This window comes from Lentzea pudingi (assembly GCF_014646255.1).
GTDB lineage: Bacteria > Actinomycetota > Actinomycetes > Mycobacteriales > Pseudonocardiaceae > Lentzea > Lentzea pudingi.
The window spans coordinates 346545-362530 of the sequence record NZ_BMNC01000006.1 but is presented as its reverse complement, the minus strand read 5'-3'; the positions used below and the strand labels follow the sequence as shown (position 1 = coordinate 362530).

Annotated in this window: 15 protein-coding genes; 10 read left to right on the top strand and 5 right to left on the bottom strand. The window is 69.4% G+C overall.

Translation table 11 applies throughout. The annotated features are described in order from the left end of the window. Positions 1-34 precede the first annotated feature (34 nt). From IEY88_RS23610 to IEY88_RS45140, 6 genes are all read left to right on the top strand, one after another. On the top strand, positions 35-1012 hold the full coding sequence (locus tag IEY88_RS23610) for an ABC transporter permease (protein ID WP_189156981.1): 978 nt from the start codon (positions 35-37) through the stop codon (positions 1010-1012). A 16-nt stretch (positions 1013-1028) separates the two neighbouring features. Continuing rightward, positions 1029-2006 carry an ABC transporter permease gene (locus IEY88_RS23605; protein ID WP_229693670.1) on the top strand — a complete coding sequence of 326 codons (978 nt, stop codon included), beginning with the start codon at positions 1029-1031 and terminating at the stop codon, positions 2004-2006. Further along, positions 2006-4135: a dipeptide ABC transporter ATP-binding protein gene (locus IEY88_RS23600; protein WP_189156980.1), complete on the top strand. Its 2130-nt coding sequence runs from the start codon at positions 2006-2008 to the stop codon at positions 4133-4135. Before IEY88_RS23605 ends, IEY88_RS23600 begins: the two co-directional genes overlap by 1 nt. 113 nt (positions 4136-4248) lie before the next feature. Continuing rightward, positions 4249-5916 (top strand): ABC transporter family substrate-binding protein, encoded by a 1668-nt coding sequence (locus tag IEY88_RS23595; protein ID WP_229693669.1) that lies wholly within the window; start codon positions 4249-4251, stop codon positions 5914-5916. 71 nt (positions 5917-5987) lie between these two features. Beyond that, on the top strand, positions 5988-6866 hold the full coding sequence (locus IEY88_RS23590) for a hypothetical protein (RefSeq protein WP_189156978.1): 879 nt from the start codon (positions 5988-5990) through the stop codon (positions 6864-6866). Between the two features lie 44 nt (positions 6867-6910). Then, a complete protein-coding gene (locus IEY88_RS45140; RefSeq protein ID WP_189156977.1) occupies positions 6911-9166 on the top strand; it encodes an effector-associated constant component EACC1 in 2256 nt (751 codons plus the stop codon). On the opposite strand, the gene IEY88_RS23580 is transcribed toward IEY88_RS45140, so the two are convergent. Together IEY88_RS23580 and ligD are read right to left on the bottom strand one after the other, a co-directional pair. Continuing rightward, positions 9145-10077 (bottom strand): DNA polymerase domain-containing protein, encoded by a 933-nt coding sequence (locus IEY88_RS23580; RefSeq protein WP_189156976.1) that lies wholly within the window; start codon positions 10075-10077, stop codon positions 9145-9147. The genes IEY88_RS45140 and IEY88_RS23580 overlap by 22 nt on opposite strands. After that, positions 10067-11011 (bottom strand): non-homologous end-joining DNA ligase, encoded by a 945-nt coding sequence (ligD, locus tag IEY88_RS23575; protein ID WP_189156975.1) that lies wholly within the window; start codon positions 11009-11011, stop codon positions 10067-10069. Before ligD ends, IEY88_RS23580 begins: the two co-directional genes overlap by 11 nt. Positions 11012-11061: 50 nt before the next feature. On the opposite strand from ligD, the gene IEY88_RS23570 reads away from it, so the two are divergent. Then, positions 11062-11703 (top strand): maleylpyruvate isomerase N-terminal domain-containing protein, encoded by a 642-nt coding sequence (locus IEY88_RS23570; protein ID WP_189156974.1) that lies wholly within the window; start codon positions 11062-11064, stop codon positions 11701-11703. Between the two features lie 19 nt (positions 11704-11722). Here IEY88_RS23570 and IEY88_RS23565 read toward each other — a convergent pair whose 3' ends face one another. After that, positions 11723-12088 (bottom strand): DUF5997 family protein, encoded by a 366-nt coding sequence (locus IEY88_RS23565; protein WP_229693723.1) that lies wholly within the window; start codon positions 12086-12088, stop codon positions 11723-11725. Positions 12089-12145: 57 nt separating this feature from the next. Here IEY88_RS23565 and IEY88_RS23560 point away from each other — a divergent pair, with 57 nt between their 5' ends. Beyond that, positions 12146-12856 carry a LysR substrate-binding domain-containing protein gene (locus IEY88_RS23560; protein ID WP_189156972.1) on the top strand — a complete coding sequence of 237 codons (711 nt, stop codon included), beginning with the start codon at positions 12146-12148 and terminating at the stop codon, positions 12854-12856. Between the two features lie 17 nt (positions 12857-12873). Here IEY88_RS23560 and IEY88_RS23555 read toward each other — a convergent pair whose 3' ends face one another. Then, a complete protein-coding gene (locus IEY88_RS23555; RefSeq protein WP_189156971.1) occupies positions 12874-13296 on the bottom strand; it encodes a YciI family protein in 423 nt (140 codons plus the stop codon). A 115-nt stretch (positions 13297-13411) separates the two neighbouring features. Between IEY88_RS23555 and IEY88_RS23550 the strand changes: the two genes are divergently transcribed. Beyond that, positions 13412-13804, top strand: coding sequence for a CoA-binding protein (locus tag IEY88_RS23550; RefSeq protein ID WP_189156970.1), 393 nt, complete (start codon positions 13412-13414; stop codon positions 13802-13804). A 79-nt stretch (positions 13805-13883) separates the two neighbouring features. After that, on the top strand, positions 13884-14780 hold the full coding sequence (locus IEY88_RS23545) for a ParB/RepB/Spo0J family partition protein (RefSeq protein ID WP_189156969.1): 897 nt from the start codon (positions 13884-13886) through the stop codon (positions 14778-14780). Between the two features lie 3 nt (positions 14781-14783). Here the strand turns inward: IEY88_RS23545 and IEY88_RS23540 are convergent, their stop codons facing one another. Continuing rightward, positions 14784-15878 carry a helix-turn-helix domain-containing protein gene (locus tag IEY88_RS23540; protein WP_189156968.1) on the bottom strand — a complete coding sequence of 365 codons (1095 nt, stop codon included), beginning with the start codon at positions 15876-15878 and terminating at the stop codon, positions 14784-14786. Between the last annotated feature and the right edge of the window lie 108 nt (positions 15879-15986).

Here is a 15986-nt window from a genome sequence, read left to right as displayed (position 1 = left end):
ACGTCGCAACCACCGGGGAGAGGACTGAACACGGGTGGCCGGATTTCTGTTGCGGCGGTTGGTCAACTACGTGGTGCTCGCCCTCGTGGCGACGTTCCTCGCGTTCACGTTGGCCTCCGCCACCTTTGACCCGATCGGGGTGTTGCAACAACGCAACCCACCGCCGCCGGCGGCATCGATCGAGGCGAAGAAACGAGACCTGCACCTCGACCAGCCGATCCCGCAGCGGTTCGTCACGTGGATGAGCGGGGTGGTGCAGGGCGACTTCGGTCGTACCGTCGCCGACCGCCCGATCACCGACGAACTCGGCAGGCGCATCGGCGTGAGTCTGAGGCTGTTCCTGCTCGGGATCACGTTCGGCATCCTGTTCGGAGTGCTGCTCGGCGTGGTGAGCGCGATCAGGCAGTACAAGTTCAGCGACTACTTCGCGACCCTGTTCAGCTTCATATTGCTGTCCATGCCGGTCCTGGTGCTCGGACCGTTGCTGAAGATGGGCGCCCAGGGGATCAACGACGCGATCGGCAGCAACGTGCTGATCTTCGTCGGTGAGACGACACCGGGCTTCCAGGGCAACTGGTTCGAACAGCTCGGCGACCGGATCCAGCACCTGATCCTGCCGACGCTCGCGATCGCGCTCGGCCAGATCGCCTTCTACAGCCGCTACCAGCGCTCGTCGATGCTCGACGTGCTCGGCAGCGACTTCCTGCGCACCGCGCAGGCCAAGGGCCTCACCCGCCGCAAGGCGCTGTTCAAGCACGGCCTGCGCACGGCGCTGATCCCGATGGCGACGCTGTTCGCGTTCGGCTTCGGCCTGCTCGTCGTCGGTGGCACGTTCACGGAGAAGATCTTCACCTGGTACGGCATGGGCGACTGGCTGGTCGTCGGCATCGGCTCGCAGGACGCGAACATCACTGCCACGGTGACGCTGTTCGTCGCGGTGTGCGTGCTGTTCTCCGGCTGGCTCGCCGACGTGCTGTACGCCGCGCTCGACCCCCGAATCCGCGTGAACTAGGCAAGGTGACGACGACGTGACCGTGATCCTCAACGAGGGCGACGCCGCCGGAACCACCGGTGCCGCCTCGGGCAGCCCAGTCGACGCCGCTCCCGACCCGGAGAAGGCGATGACGCGCGGCAGGCTCGTGTTCATCCGCTTCATGCGCAACAAGCTGGCGCTGGTCGGCCTGGTGGTCATCATCGGGATGTACCTGATGGCGTTCGTGGGGCCGCTCCTGTCGAAGTGGAGCTACGACACCCAGGACTACTCGGCGTTCCTAGAGCCGCCCTACTCCGAGCACATCTTCGGCACCGACAAGATCGGTACCGACATGTTCGCGCTCACCATGCGCGGGCTGCAGAAGTCGCTGATCATCGGCCTGCTCGTGGCGCTGATCTCGACCAGCATCGCCGCGGTCGTCGGCGCGGCCGCCGGCTACTTCCTCGGTGTCGCCGACAAGACGCTCATGTGGGTCGTCGACCTGCTGCTGGTGCTGCCGTCGTTCCTGATCATCGCGATCCTGAGCCCGTGGTTCCGCGGCAAGTCGTGGTTCCTGCTGGTGGTGATGCTCGCGGCGTTCCAATGGATGATCACCGCCCGCATCGTGCGCGGCATGACGCTGACGCTGAAGGAACGCGAGTTCGTGAAGGCGGCCAAGTTCATGGGCCAGCCGGCGCGCAAGATCATCGCCAAGCACATCGTGCCGAACATGGCGTCGCTGCTCATCATCGACGCGACGATCAACGTCGGTTCCGCCGTGCTCGCCGAGACGGGCCTGAGCTTCTTCGGGTTCGGCGTGCAGTCGCCCGACGTCTCGCTCGGCACCCTCATCGGTCTCAACGCGGAGTCCGCGACGACCTTCCCGTGGCTGTTCCTGTTCCCGGCGGGCTTCCTCGTCGTGTTCGTGCTGGCGGTGAACTGGGTCGGCGACGGGCTTCGTGACGCGCTCGACCCCACCTCCACGCGCGTGCGCCGCAAGGAGAAGAAGGACACCAAGGAGAAGGCCGCCTGATGACCACCTCGGAGATCCAGTTCGACGCACCGGCGGACCCGGTCGCCGACGGCCCGGTGCTGCAGGTCGAGGACCTTCAAGTGTCCTTCCCCAGCGAGTCCGGCCGCGTGCACGCGGTGCGCGGGCTGAGCTACCAGGTCTCGCCCGGCGAGGTCCTCGGCATCGTCGGCGAGTCCGGTTCGGGCAAGTCCGTGTCGTCGCTCGCGGTCATGGGCCTGCTGCCGTCCTCGGCGCGCGTCAGCGGTTCCATCAAGTTCCAGGGCCGTGAGCTCATCGGCCGCAGCGACACCGAGCTGTCGAAGATCCGCGGCCGCCGCGTCTCGATGGTGTTCCAGGACCCGCTGTCCGCGCTGACGCCGGTCTACACCGTCGGCGACCAGATCGCCGAGGCGATCCTGGTCCACAAGAAGGGCGCGGTGTCGAAGGCCGCCGCGGCCAAGCGCTCGGTCGAACTGCTCGACCTCGTCGGCATCCCGAACGCCGCGGAGCGCGTCAAGGCGTTCCCGCACGAGTTCTCCGGCGGCATGCGGCAGCGCGCGGTGATCGCGATGGCGATCGCCAACGACCCCGACCTGATCATCGCCGACGAGCCGACCACCGCGCTCGACGTGACGGTGCAGGCGCAGGTGCTGCAGCTGCTCGAGACCGCGCAGGAGGTCACCGGCGCGGGCATCGTGATCATCACCCACGACCTCGGCGTCGTCGCCGGGTTCGCGGACCGGCTGATGGTCATGTACGCGGGCCGCGCTGTCGAAAAGGGCAAGGTCGACGAGATCTACCAGCAGCCGCGCATGCCGTACACGCTCGGCCTGCTCGGCTCGATCCCGCGCCTCGACTTCAGCGAGAAGCAGGCGCTGGTGCCGATCAAGGGCCAGCCGCCGTCGCTCACGGACCTCCCCCCGGGGTGCCCGTTCGCGCCGCGCTGCCCGATGGTCGTCGACGCCTGCCACACCGCCGAACCGCCGCTGATGGACGTCGACGGCTCGATCGAGCACGCCGCCGCGTGCATCCGCACCAACGAGATCGCCGCGGCCGACGCCGAGGGCGCCGAGGCCGCCGTCGAGATCTTCGGTGCCGAGGTGGCCGACGAGCCCGAGGTCGCGAAGATCCCGCGCGAGCAGCGCGACATCGTGCTGGGCCTCGACAACCTCGTCAAGGAGTACCCGGTCAACAAGGGCGTGGTGTTCAAGCGCCGCGTCGGCACCGTGCACGCGGTGGCGGGCATCTCGTTCGACGTCCGCGAAGGCGAGACCCTGGGTCTCGTCGGCGAGTCGGGCTGCGGCAAGACCACGACGCTGATGGAGATCCTCAACCTCCAGAAGCCCATGGGCGGCGAGATCTCCGTGCTCGGCACGAAGTCGTCCGAAGTGGACGCCAAGCGCCGCTTCGCGATCCGCCGCGACATGTCGGTGGTCTTCCAGGACCCGATGGCGTCGCTCGACCCGCGCCTGACGATCCACGACTGCATCGCCGAGCCGATGCAGGTCCACGGCTACGCCAAGGACGAGATCAACCGGCGCGTGCCGGAGCTGATGCGTCTCGTCGGCCTGCGTCCCGACCAGCTGTCGCGCTACCCCGGTGAGTTCTCCGGCGGTCAGCGCCAGCGCATCGGCATCGCGCGGGCGCTCGCGCTCGAACCGAAGCTCGTCGTGCTCGACGAGCCGGTGTCGGCGCTGGACGTCTCCATCCAGGCGGGTGTCATCAACCTGCTGGAGGAGCTGAAGTCCAAGCTGGGCCTGGCCTACCTGTTCGTGGCACACGACCTGTCGGTGGTGCGCCACATCGCGGACCGGGTGGCCGTCATGTACCTCGGGAAGATCATCGAGATCGGCGGGGTGGACTCGGTGTTCGACGCGCCGCGCCACCCGTACACGCAGGCACTGCTGTCGGCGATCCCGATCCCCGACCCCGTCAAGGAGCGTCAGCGGGAGAGGATCATCCTCACCGGCGACCTGCCGAGCCCGGCGAACCCGCCGTCCGGCTGCCGCTTCCGGACCCGCTGCTTCCTGCACGCGTCGCTGCCGCCCGAGAAGCAGCGCCAGTGCATCGAGGTGGAACCACTGCGCGAGGCGCAGGCCGCGGACCACGAGGCCGCCTGCCACTTCGCCCAAGTCCGTCAGGTTCTCTGATGCATCCGTCGCCTCAGAACAAGACCTGCGAGCACGAAGGAACAGTGTCCCCGGCAACTGGTGTCCGGGCACGAGGGAGGTTCACGACAGTGAGTCGACGTACCAAGGTGGGAGTGATCGCCGTTGCTGCGGTCGCGCTCACGCTTACCGCGTGTGGTGGGCCCAGCAACAGCGGGAACTCCGGGCTCAAGGGCGCGGAGAACACGATCGGCCAGGCGGACATCAACCCGCAGGACGCGGCCAAGGTCAAGGACGGCGGCGAGTTCCGCTGGCCCGTCGACCAGCTGCCGGACAACTGGAACTACAACCAGCTCGACGGCACCAACGCCGACGGCCGCCGCATGATCGACACGATGATGCCGAGCCTGTACAAGCAGAAGCCCGACGCGACGATCGAGGTCAACAAGGACTACCTCGACGACGCGAAGCTCGCGTCCACCGACCCGCAGGTCCTCGAGTTCAAGATCAACTCGAAGGCCAAGTGGTCGGACGGCACCGCGGTGTCCTGGCAGGACTTCGAGGCCATGTGGAAGTCCCTGAACGGGACCGACAAGGCCTTCGAGGTCGCCGGCACCACCGGCTACGAGGACATCGAGAAGGTCGAGAAGGGCGCGACCGACCAGGACGTCAAGGTCACGTTCAAGAAGAAGTTCGCCGAGTGGAAGGGCCTGTTCTCGCCCCTCTACCCGAAGGCCATGTCCTCCTCGGCCGAGGAGTTCAACAAGGGCTGGGCCGACACCCCGAAGATCACCGGCGGTCCGTTCAAGGTCGGCACGATCGACCGCACCGCGAAGCTCGTGACGGTCGTGCAGGACCCGGCTTGGTGGGGCCAGAAGCCCAAGCTCGAGAAGATCACGTTCCGCCAGGTCGACCGCCCCGCGCTCGCGGACGCGCTCGCCAACGGCCAGATCGACTTCTTCGACATCGGCTCCAGCATCGACAACTTCACGCGTGCCAAGTCGATGCAGGGTGTGACGATCCGCCAGGCGATCACGCCGGACTACTCGCACATCACGTTCAACGGTGCGGACACGTCGATCCTCAAGGACGCGAAGCTCCGCGTCGCGCTGCAGCGCGGCATCGACACCAAGACCATCACCAAGGCGCTGCTCGGCCAGATGATCAAGGGCGACGCGCAGGTCACCGGTAACCACTTCTTCCTGCTGGGCTCGGCCGGCTACAAGGACAACTCGTCCGTGGCGTCGTTCGACAAGGAAGCCGCGAAGAAGCAGCTCGACGAGCTGGGCTGGAAGCTCGAGGGCGAGACGCGCAAGAAGGACGGCAAGGAGCTCGTCGTCCGTTACGTCATCCCGACGCCGAACCCCACCTCCGACCAGATCGCGAAGCTCGTGCAGTCGCAGCTGAAGGAGATCGGCGCCAAGGTCGACATCCAGGCCGTCCCCTCGACGGACTTCTTCAAGCAGTTCGTGAACGTCGGCAACTTCGACATGACCGGCTTCCGCTGGCTGGCCTCGGCCCTGCCGATCTCGGACAGCAAGGGCATCTACACGCTCGACCCGGCCAGCACCAACCAGAACTACGGCCGGATCGGCTCCGAAGAGGTCAACAAGCTGCTCGAGCAGGCCAACGGCGAGCTCGACGACACCAAGCGCCTCGAGATCGCCAACGAGGCCGACAAGAAGATCTGGGAGCTGGGCCACCAGCTGCCGCTCTACCAGCTGCCCGGTGCGGTCGCGATCAAGAGCAACGTCGCCAACATGGGCGCCGTCGCGTACGCGAACCGTCCGTACGACTACATCAACATGGGCTTCACCGAGTGATGTGCGGTTAGCTGTTCCGACGGCCCGGCGGGTCTCTCCGCCGGGCCGTTTCTTTCTGTTTGGAGCTCGTCTTGCTGCGTTCCCGGGTTCGTGCGCTGCGTTATGGCCTTTTCACCACGGCGGCCGTGCTGGTCGTGTGCTTCGTGGTCGCGTTGTTCTCGTGGCTGTCCTATTCGGACGATCGAGCGGTGCTGGCGTCGCTGACGTCGCGTGGCATGGGCGAGGTCGTGTCCTTTTCGGACGGTATGGTCGAGGTGCGGTGGCCGGCCGGGACCGCGCGCGTCGCGTACGAGAACGGTGAGCGGATCGTCGGGAAGCAGACGCAGGTGGCGTTCGACCCGGCCGATCCGTCGCGTGCCGTGATCCCCGGTTCCGACCTGTTCGTGCAGGCCGACCGGGCGCTGGGCGGCGTGACGTTCTCCGCCGCCGTGGTGCTGCTGGTGCTCTTCGCCGGTCTCGTGCGGATGCTGCTGGCGGTGCGGACCGCGCGTTCCGCCGCGTCCGAGGTGACCGTGCGGCGGATCCGGCTGCAGTCCGGGCTGATGGTGCGGTCGTGGCTGGAGATCGACGGCCCGGTCGAGCGCTGGCTGCCCGTCTACTACGACCCTGTGCTCGTGACGCTGCCGTCGCCGTCGACCGTGCGGCTGCGCGGCGGACGGATCGCCGTGATCGACGGCGTGACCGTCTACCCGTCCGGGCGCCCGGTGACCAGGCACCCGCGCGGCCGCCGCCTCGACAACCCCGTGCAGCCCGATCCGGACACGCGCGCGCCGCGTGGCCTGGTCGCTCAGCTGCGGGTGGACGCGGTGTTCATGGTGCCCGCGCCGATCGTCGGCCTGTTCTGGGCCTACCTGGACGGCAGCGGGTTCGTCGGCTGGATCATCGCCACCCTGGTCGCGGCGGTGCTGGGTCTGTGGTGGGCGGCTTTGCGGGGTTCCGACCCGTCGTAATGCTTTGCGGCCGGTGAGCGACCTCCTGGGAGTAGGAGGCCGCTATGACCGACGTCACACTTCGCGTGCACGAGGACGGCGCCGACGACGAGCGCATCGAGCAGCTCACCGGGTTCCTCGGGACCGAGCTGGAAGAGTTCGTCGCCGTCTCTTCCGCTTCCGGTTCCGCTCCTGCGGGCGCCAAGGCCGTCGACCCGGCCGAGCTCGGCACCCTGCTGGCCACGATCTCGTCGTCCACGGTCCTCGCGGCGCTGATCAACGCCGTGTCGGCGTGGCTTGGCCAGCGCCGCGAGCGTTCCGTGACGGTGGAGGCGGACGGCGAGCCCCTGGAGCTCACCGGCGCCCCGACGGAAGCCGAGCTGGCGCAGCGTTCCGCGTGGCTCGGCCGCCACCTGCACCGCTACGCGCTGATCATCGCGAGCCACGAGTTCACCGATCCCGGCCTCTCCGCACTGCGCGCCCCGGCCCACGACGCCGCCCGCCTCGGCGAGGTGCTGGCGGACCCGCGCATCGGCGGCTTCCATGTGCGCACCCTGATCAACTCGCCGGCCGCCGAGGTGAACGAGGCCGTCGAGGACTTCTTCGCCGACCGCACCCCCGACGATCTGCTGGTCCTGCACTTCTCCGGCCACGGCGTGAAGGACGAGGCCGGTGAGCTCCACTTCGCCACGTCCAGCACCAAGCTCACCCGCCTGGCCGGCACCGCCGTGTCCGCGGACTTCGTGGCCCGCCGCATGAACCGCTCCCGCTCCCGCAGAGTCGTGCTGCTCCTGGACTGCTGCTACTCCGGCGCGTTCGGCCGGGGCATGGTCGCGCGCGCAGGCGGCTCCGTGGGCATCGAGGAACAGTTCGGCGGCAGCGGCCGAGCCGTCATCACCGCCTCGTCGGCCATGGAGTACGCCTTCGAGGGCGCCGCCGTGGCCGACACGTCCGAGGCCGAACCGTCGGTCTTCACCTCGGCCCTGGTCGAGGGCCTGGAGTCCGGCGACGCCGACCGCGACCAGGACGGCCACGTGGGCCTCGACGAGCTGTACGAGTACGTCTACGACCGCGTCCGCCGCGTGACCCCGCACCAGACACCCGGCAAGTGGATGCTCGACGTCCGCGGCGACCTGCGCATCGCCCGCCGCGCGCGCCCGGTGTCGGTGCCTTCCGCGCTGCCTCCGGAACTGCAGGAGGCGATCGACCACTCGCTGCCGGGGGTGCGCGCCGGGGCGGTTCCCGAGTTGCGGCGGATGTTGTCGGTCGCGCACGAGGGGCGGGCGCTGGCGGCTCGGCTGGCGTTGCGGCGGTTGGCGGAGGACGACAGCCGGATGGTGGCAACGGCTGCCCGGGAGGCGCTGGGGGAGAAGCCCGCGCCGGCGTCGTCGGTCAAGCCGAAGCAGCCAGAGCCGAAACGTCCGGAACCGAAGACCGCCCAGCCGAAGCCTCCCGAAGCGAAACCGCTGGTGGCGAAGCCCGCGGTCGCGTCGGAACCAGCCGCTCCCGATCGGTCACCGGAACTGGTCGCCGCACTGCCCCGCCTCGCCGCGGGCCTCGCCCTCACCCTCCTCGTCCTCAGCCTGATGACGATCCCCGGCGGCATCCTCCACGCGTTCACCGAATCGGGCACGTTCGTGGCGGCTCCCAACGGCTTCGTGTTCGCCGCGGTCTGGCCGTGGGCCCTGACAGCGGCCCTGTTCACGATCACCTGCCGCGACCACCCGTGGGCGCAGGGAGCCGCACTGGGTCTGCTGGCCGGCACCACCGGCCTGCTCAGCGGCGGCGAGACCTACGCGTGGGTCCCGTACGCACTGGCCGCGACCGCCCTGGCCCTCGCGGTCACGGCAACCCCGTCGTGGCTCGCGGCCGCCGGCGGCGCACTGGGAGCGCTGGGCGTCTACGTGGTCGCCTACGCGGGCCAGGAGCTGACGTCGATCAACGGCGACGGCGAGGACGTCACGGTGATCGCCGCCGCGGTCGCGCTCATCGGCCTCGCCGCCTACCGCACCTGGCGCGACAAGCAGTGGCTCAGCACGATCGGGCCCGCGCTCCTGCTGCTGGGCTCGGTCATGACCCTGACCGCCGAGGTCCCGCTGTACGTCACCCACGCGAGTCTGGCCGGGCTGGTCGTCGTCCCGCTGATCGTCACGCTGACCACCGGCACCGCCAGGTTCGCGGCGACCACCGCGGTGGCCGCCGGAATCCTGGTGCGCGCCAACGACTACGTGTCCGCCAGCGAGCCGACGGTCGTCAGCGTCGCCCACGTCGGCCTGCCCCTGGCGGCGGCGGTCGTCGCCTACTTCTCGCGTTCGCGCTGAGCCTTCCGGCGCTTGCCCTCGTGCATCGCGGCGACGCGGGCGACCGGGATGGTGTGGCCCTGCGCCACCAGGTCGTCCGGCAACCGTTGCGGCGCGGGCATCAGCGACGTCCACGGGTCGCCGTCGAACCGGGTCCTGATCGTGAAGTCGGCCGGTGTGACGTCCTTCAGCGACTCCCACGGCACCGGGAACGAGATCGGCAGGCCCTCGCGCAGCCGGGGGCTGTAGGCCGCGACGACCGTGGCTCCCCAGGCGCGCGTCGAGTCCAGGAACACCTTCCCGCCCCGCTCGGTCTTGATGTACGCCGTGGTCGCCAGCGACGGGTCGAGCTTCTCCGCGCGCACGGCCACCGCACGTGTCGCCGCGGCCACGTCGTCGGGGGAGTGCTCCTCCAGCGGCACGAAGATGTGCACGCCCTTGGCGCCGCTCGTCTTCACGACGCTCTCCAGGCCGGCGTCGGACAGGGCAGCGCGGATCAGCAGCGCCGACCCGACCACGACGTCGAAACCAGCGCCCTCCGGCGGGTCGACGTCGAGCACCATGTGGGTCTGGTGGTGGTCCTCGCCGAAGTGGTCACCGAGGTAGAGCGGCACGTGGTACTCGACCGCGCGCTGGTTCGCGAACCACATGAGCGTCTGCTCGTCGTCGCAGATCGCGTACTTGATCTTGCGGTGCGACGCCTCCGCCCAGACCTCGACCGTGCGCACGTACGAGGGCGTGTACTTCGGGACGTTCTTCTGCATGAACGGGTCCTGGCCGCGCAGGATCCGCCACACCGACAGCTGCCGCCCGGCGAGCACCGGCACGAACCTGTCCGCCACGAAGTCCAGGTACTCCACCAGGTCGCCCTTCAGGGCACCGCCGAAGAGCGGCTGGTCGAGCGACGAGAACTTCAGCGGGCTACTGCTCATCGGGGACCTCGAGTTCGTCGCGGGCGGCCCACTCCAGCAGCGGTTCGATCGACCAGACCGCGTCGTCGATCCCGGCGTGCAGGTCGCCCAGTTCGGCATAGCGCTTCGGCACGGTGGCGATGGTGAACTCGTGCGGGTCGACGTCCGGGACCTCGTCCCACCGGATCGGCGTGGACACCGTCGCCTCGGGGTAGCCGCGCACCGAGTACGCGCTGGCGATCGTGCGGTCGCGCGTGTTCTGGTTGTAGTCCACGAAAACCAGCGACGGGTCTCGGTCCTTGCGCCACCACGTCGTCTCGACGTCGTCGGGCGCGCGGCGTTCGACCTCGTGCGCGAACGCCAGAGCCGCCTTCCGCACGTCCTGGAACCCGTGGTCCGGCTTGATCCGCACGTAGATGTGCAGGCCCTTCGACCCGGACGTCTTCGGGAACCCCGTCGCGCCCAGTTCGGCCAGCACCTCCTGCACCACCAGCGCCACCCGCCGCACCCGGTCGAACGAGCACGTGGGGCCGGGGTCGAGGTCGATGCGCCACTCGTCGGGCTTCTCCGTGTCCGCGGCGCGCGAGTTCCACGGGTGGAACTCCACAGTGGACATCTGCACCGCCCAGACCACGTCCGCGATGTGCGTGACGCACAGCTCGTCCGCGTGGCGGTTGTATCGGGGAAAATGCACCCGCACGGTCCTCACCCACGGGGGCGCGCCGTTCGGAAGCCTCTTCTGGTGCACCTTCTCGCCCGTGACGCCCTCGGGGAAGCGGTGCAGCATGCACGGCCGTTCCCGCAGAGCGCGGACGATCCCGTCGCCGACGGACAGGTAGTAGTTCGCGAGATCCAGCTTCGTCTCGCCGCGTGCGGGGAAGTAGACGCGGTCGGGGTTGGAGATCCGCACGACGCGGTCCTCCACCTCGAGCTCCACAGCCGGGGACTTGCCCATGCCCACCAACCTAACCGTTCGACCGCCCTCGATCGTTGTAGTTTGCGGTGGTGGATCTGTTTTCGCTCGCGCTGGGGGCGCTGCTGGAGGCGGTCGGCGAGCTCACCGACGACGACTTCGACCGGCCGTCCGGGTGCGACGGCTGGCTGGTGCGCGACCTGGTGTGCCACCTCGTGATCGACGCGCAGGACGTGCTGATCACGCTGGTGACGCCTGCGACGGACCCCGTCACCCACGACGAGGTGACGTACTGGAAGGTCTCGCACGAGCCCGCTGACGACCCGCTGGCCGCGCTGACGCGGAGGCTCGCCGCCGCGTACGGGGAGCCCTGGATGCTGAAGCACCACGTGGACGACGTGGGCCGGGCGGCGGCGCGCGCGGCGGGGCTGGCCGACCGGACGCTCGCGGTGACCACTCAGGACATGGTGCTGAGCACGTCGGGCTACCTGAGCGCGTACGTCTGGGAGTGGACGCTGCACCACCTCGACCTGGTCCGGCACCTGCCGCACGTGGCGGGACCGCCCGGGCAGGCGGTGGCGCGGTGCCGCGAGGTGCTCGAACGGATCGCCGGGCCGTTCCCAGCCTCGTGGTCCGACGTGGACGTGCTGCTGGTGGGAACGGGACGGCGCGCCCCGACCGAGTCGGAGCGCGCCGGACTGGGAGCTCTGGAGATCCCGTACGTGCTGGGCTGATCCCTGCCGGGACCGGGGTCTAGTCCTGCTCCTCGCCCTCGAGGCGCGCCTTCTCCGCCAGCCGCGCCTCTTCGGCCTTGAACTCCTTGTAGGTGGCGCGCTCGCGCACCAGCCAGTCCGGGTTCTCGGTCTTGAGCGCGTTGATCTGCTCGGTGGTCAGCGCCTCGGTGATGCCGGCGCGCACCAGGGCCGACGTCGAGATGCCGAGCTTCTGCGCGATGAGCTGCTTCGGGTGCGGGCCGTTGCTGCGCAGGTCCGCCAGCCACTGCGGCGGGTTGGCCTGCAGTTCGTTCAGCTCGTCGCGCGACACGACGCCAGCCTGGAACTCCTCGGGCGTCGCCTCGAGGTACACGCCGAGCTTCTTGGCGGCGGTGGCGGGCTTCATGGTCTGCTGCGACTTCATGCGGAAAAGAGTAACGGGCTCGTCCGGTAGCCTCAGCACGTGACCGGATCGTTCACGCTCGCGTACGTCCCAGGCGTGACGCCGGGCAAGTGGGCGCGGGTCTGGCAGGACCGCCTGCCGGACGCCGAGCTGACCCTCGTGCAGGTGCCCGCGGCCGTCGCCGCCGAGAAGGTGCGCTCCGGCGAGGCCGACGCCGCGCTGCTCCGGCTGCCCGGCGACCGGGAGGACCTGCACGCGATCCCGCTCTACACCGAGACGAGCGTCGTCGTGTTCCCGAAGGACCACGAGTTCGCCGCGGCCGACGAACTGTCCCTCGCGGACCTGGCCGGGCACGTCCTGTGGCAGCCGCTCGACGACGCGCTGGAGTGGGACGAGCAGCCCGGTCAGGCGCCGGTCGAACGCCCGGAGACCACGGCGGACGCCGTCCAGATCGTGGCGGCGGGCGTCGGGGTGCTCGTGGTGCCGCAGTCCCTCGCGCGGCTGCACCACCGCAAGGACCTGAAGTACGTGCCGCTCGCCGACGCGCCGCAGTCCCGCGTCGCGCTGTCGTTCCCGATCCGCGACGAGAACCCCGAGCTGGTCGAGCACCTCATCGGCATCGTCCGCGGCCGCACGGTCAACAGCACCCGCGGCCCCGCGCCGGAACCGGCGAAGAAGCAGGCCCCCAAACAACAGCAGCAGCGACGGGGTCCGGCGCCCCAGCAGAAGAAGCAGCCCGCCAAGCGCGTGAAACCCCGTCGCGGTCGCTGAGTCCTGTCAGGACGGAGTCACTGGTTCCGCGCCGTGATCTGCTCGCGCATCCGGTCTTCCTGAGCCTGGATCTCGGGCGTCAGCGCGTCACCGAACGCCTCGGGGCCGTGGACCTGGCGGATCTCGACCTCGCCCTCCTGGAACGGCGCCTTCTTCAGCCACTCCACGGCGTCCTGCAGCGACGGCAGCTCCCAGATCCAGAAGCCCGCGATCAGTTCCTTGGCCTCGGTGAACGGACCATCGATCACCGTCGTCGCGCCCTTGCCGTCGAACGCGACGCGCGCGCCCTTCGCGCTCGGGTAGAGACCGTCGCCCGCGAGCATCACGCCGGCCTTGACGAGCTCCTCGTTGTAGTTGCCCATCGCGGCCAGTTCCTCGGTGGTGGGCATGACGGAGTTCTCGGTGTCCTCGTTCGCCTTGACGATGACCATGAACCGCATCTCGATCTCCTCTGGCTGGTGTCCGGTCGTTTCTACCGAGCCGTCGATCGGGGCCCCGCGGTTTCGACCGGCTTCCAGCAATTGTGACCGGCGTCACAAGGTTAGTGTGGACGGCATGCGTGAAGACGTCGACTGGATCCTCGAGAACTGCCAGGTCTGGGCCATCGTCGGGCTCTCGGACAACCTGTCCCGCGCGGCCCACGGCGTGGCCCGCTTCCTGCAGCAACGCGGCAAGAAGATCGTGCCGGTGCACCCGTCCGCCGAGACCGTGCACGGCGAGCAGGGCTACGCGACGCTCGCGGACATCCCGTTCCCCGTCGACGTCGTGGACGTGTTCCGCCGCTCGGAGGACGCGGGCCAGTTCGCCGACGAGGCCGTCGCGATCGGTGCGAAGGCGGTGTGGTTCCAGCTCGGCGTGGTCGACGACGCCGCGTACGCGCGCGCCCGGAACGCGGGGCTGCGCATGGTGATGGACGTTTGCCCCGCGATTGAGTGGCGCTCCCGTTGAACAACTGGCTAACCTGCTCTGGTCGTCTCCGGGCACCTGGGGGTTCCGGGGAGACTCAGCCTGGGGGGCTCGATTCAGCATGCTCGTCGACATCACCGCGCTGCGATCCGCGGACTCGCCACGACTCCGTGGCTGCAGCGACGAATTCATCCGTTCACTGGCGTCGTCCGGCGCCCACCTGTCACCGATCGTGGTGCACCGCCCGACGATGAAGGTCGTCGACGGCACCCACCGCCTCAGGGCCGCCGTCCTGCGCGGCTGCCGTTCCGTCGAGGTCGAGTACGTCGACGGACCCGCCGAGGACCTGTTCGGGTTGTCGGTCACCCTGAACCTCGCGACGCTCTCGACCGCCGACCGCGAGGCCGCGGCCCGGCGTTTGCTGCGCTCGCACGCGCAGTGGTCGGACCGCGCCATCGCCGCCTCCACCGGCCTCGCCGCCAAGTCCGTCGGCGTGCTGCGGCGCGCCGTGGGAGGGCAGGCGCCGATCCGGGTAGGGAGGGACGGCAAGGTCCGGCCGGTCAACTCCGCGGCCGGGCGCCGGCTCGCGGGACGGATGGTGGAGGAACGCCCCGACGCCTCGCTGCGCGACATCGCGCGGGCGGCCGGGGTGTCGCCGGGAACCGTCCGGGACGTCCGCCGCCGGCTCAACGCCGGGATGGACCCCGTGCCGGAACGGATGCGGGCCGCCGAACGGGCCGACGCGACGCTTCCCGCAGGCCGCAACGAGGTGCGCGACCCCGACGTCACCCTGCCGATCCTGCGGCGGGACCCCTCGCTGCGGTTCAACGAGCACGGGCGGCTGGTGCTGCGCTGGCTGGAGATGCACGCGGTGTCGTCCGGCGAGTGGGCCACCGTCGTGTCCGGGGTGCCCTCGCACTGCCGGGAACTGGTGGCGGACATGGCCCGCGGCTGCGCGGAGGCCTGGGTGGAGATGGCGGAGGCGCTGGAGAGGGAAGGCCGGCGGACCGCGGTGTGAGCTCTAGGCGAAGAGGATCTTGCTGATCTCGCCGATCACCTCGCGACCCGCCACCGGCCGGATCCGGGACAGCAGCTTGCCGAACGCGCTGAGGTCGATGTTCACGGTCGCCGACTGCACCTGGCGGACGTCGTCCAGCAGATCGATGATCAGCGCGCAGGCGTGGTCCACGTTGCCCGCCTCCGCGTGGGCGAGTGCCCGGCGCAGACCGAACCTGGCGCGTGCGCGCAGGGCCGTCGACTCGATCAGCGGGACCTCGGTGTCGAGGATCGCGGCGGCCTCGGTGTGGCGCCCCAGTTCGTGGTACGACCAGGCGGTCGCGATCGCCACCTGGTCGATCAGACTGGTGCTGCCGTAGCGGAAGTCGCCGACGTCCGCCTGCAGGGCGCTGGCCTGCTCGAGGGCGGCCTCGCACAACGTGGTGGCGCCCGCGAGTGCGTAACCTTGCGCTTCCCGTTGCGCCGCAACGGCTTGCACCGCTCTGGAACGGGACTTGCTCGCCCGGCGCGCCCACAGGACGGTCGAGCGGGCATCACCCCGGTACAGCGCGAACTCGGCGGCCCGGACCTGTGCGTAGGCCTCCAGTTCCTGGTCGCCGCCCTTGACCGCGTACGAGACCGCTCGCCGGGTCATCTCGGCCGCGGCCACGTCGTCACCGCGTTCCTGTTCCATCCAGCCCGCGTACTCGGCGTACTTCGCGGCGAGCAGCCAGAGACCGTGGCTCAGCCCCGGGTCGTCGGCGGAACGAGCCATCCTGCTCAGGACGTCGACCTGGGGCCGCAGCGCGAGGAGCACGGACTCCGGGTCGGACCGGTGGCCGAGCACCCGGTGGTGGTCGAACATCGAGTCGTAGGTGCGCAGGACCCGGTTGTCGCTGGGGATCGGACGGGCGGGGGTGTCGGCGAGCGTCAGCAGCAGGCCCCCGGCGCTCAGGGCGTCCTCGAAGATCTTCGCCATCTCGGGAGTCGGGCGGACCTGGCCGTTCTCGATTTTGCTGAGGTATCCCTTGCTGTAGCGGACCCGCTCGGCCATTTTCGTCAGGGAGAGCCCGCGCTCCCTGCGCAGTCGGCGCACCTGCTGTGCGAACGTGGGCGACACTGTTTCACCCCCTCCCCGGTAGTGTGGACGGGTTGAAACAGACGGACACGGAATGTCCACTAATTGTCCGGAGATTGACGATCTACTGGGGCCAACTGAAGCAGCCGT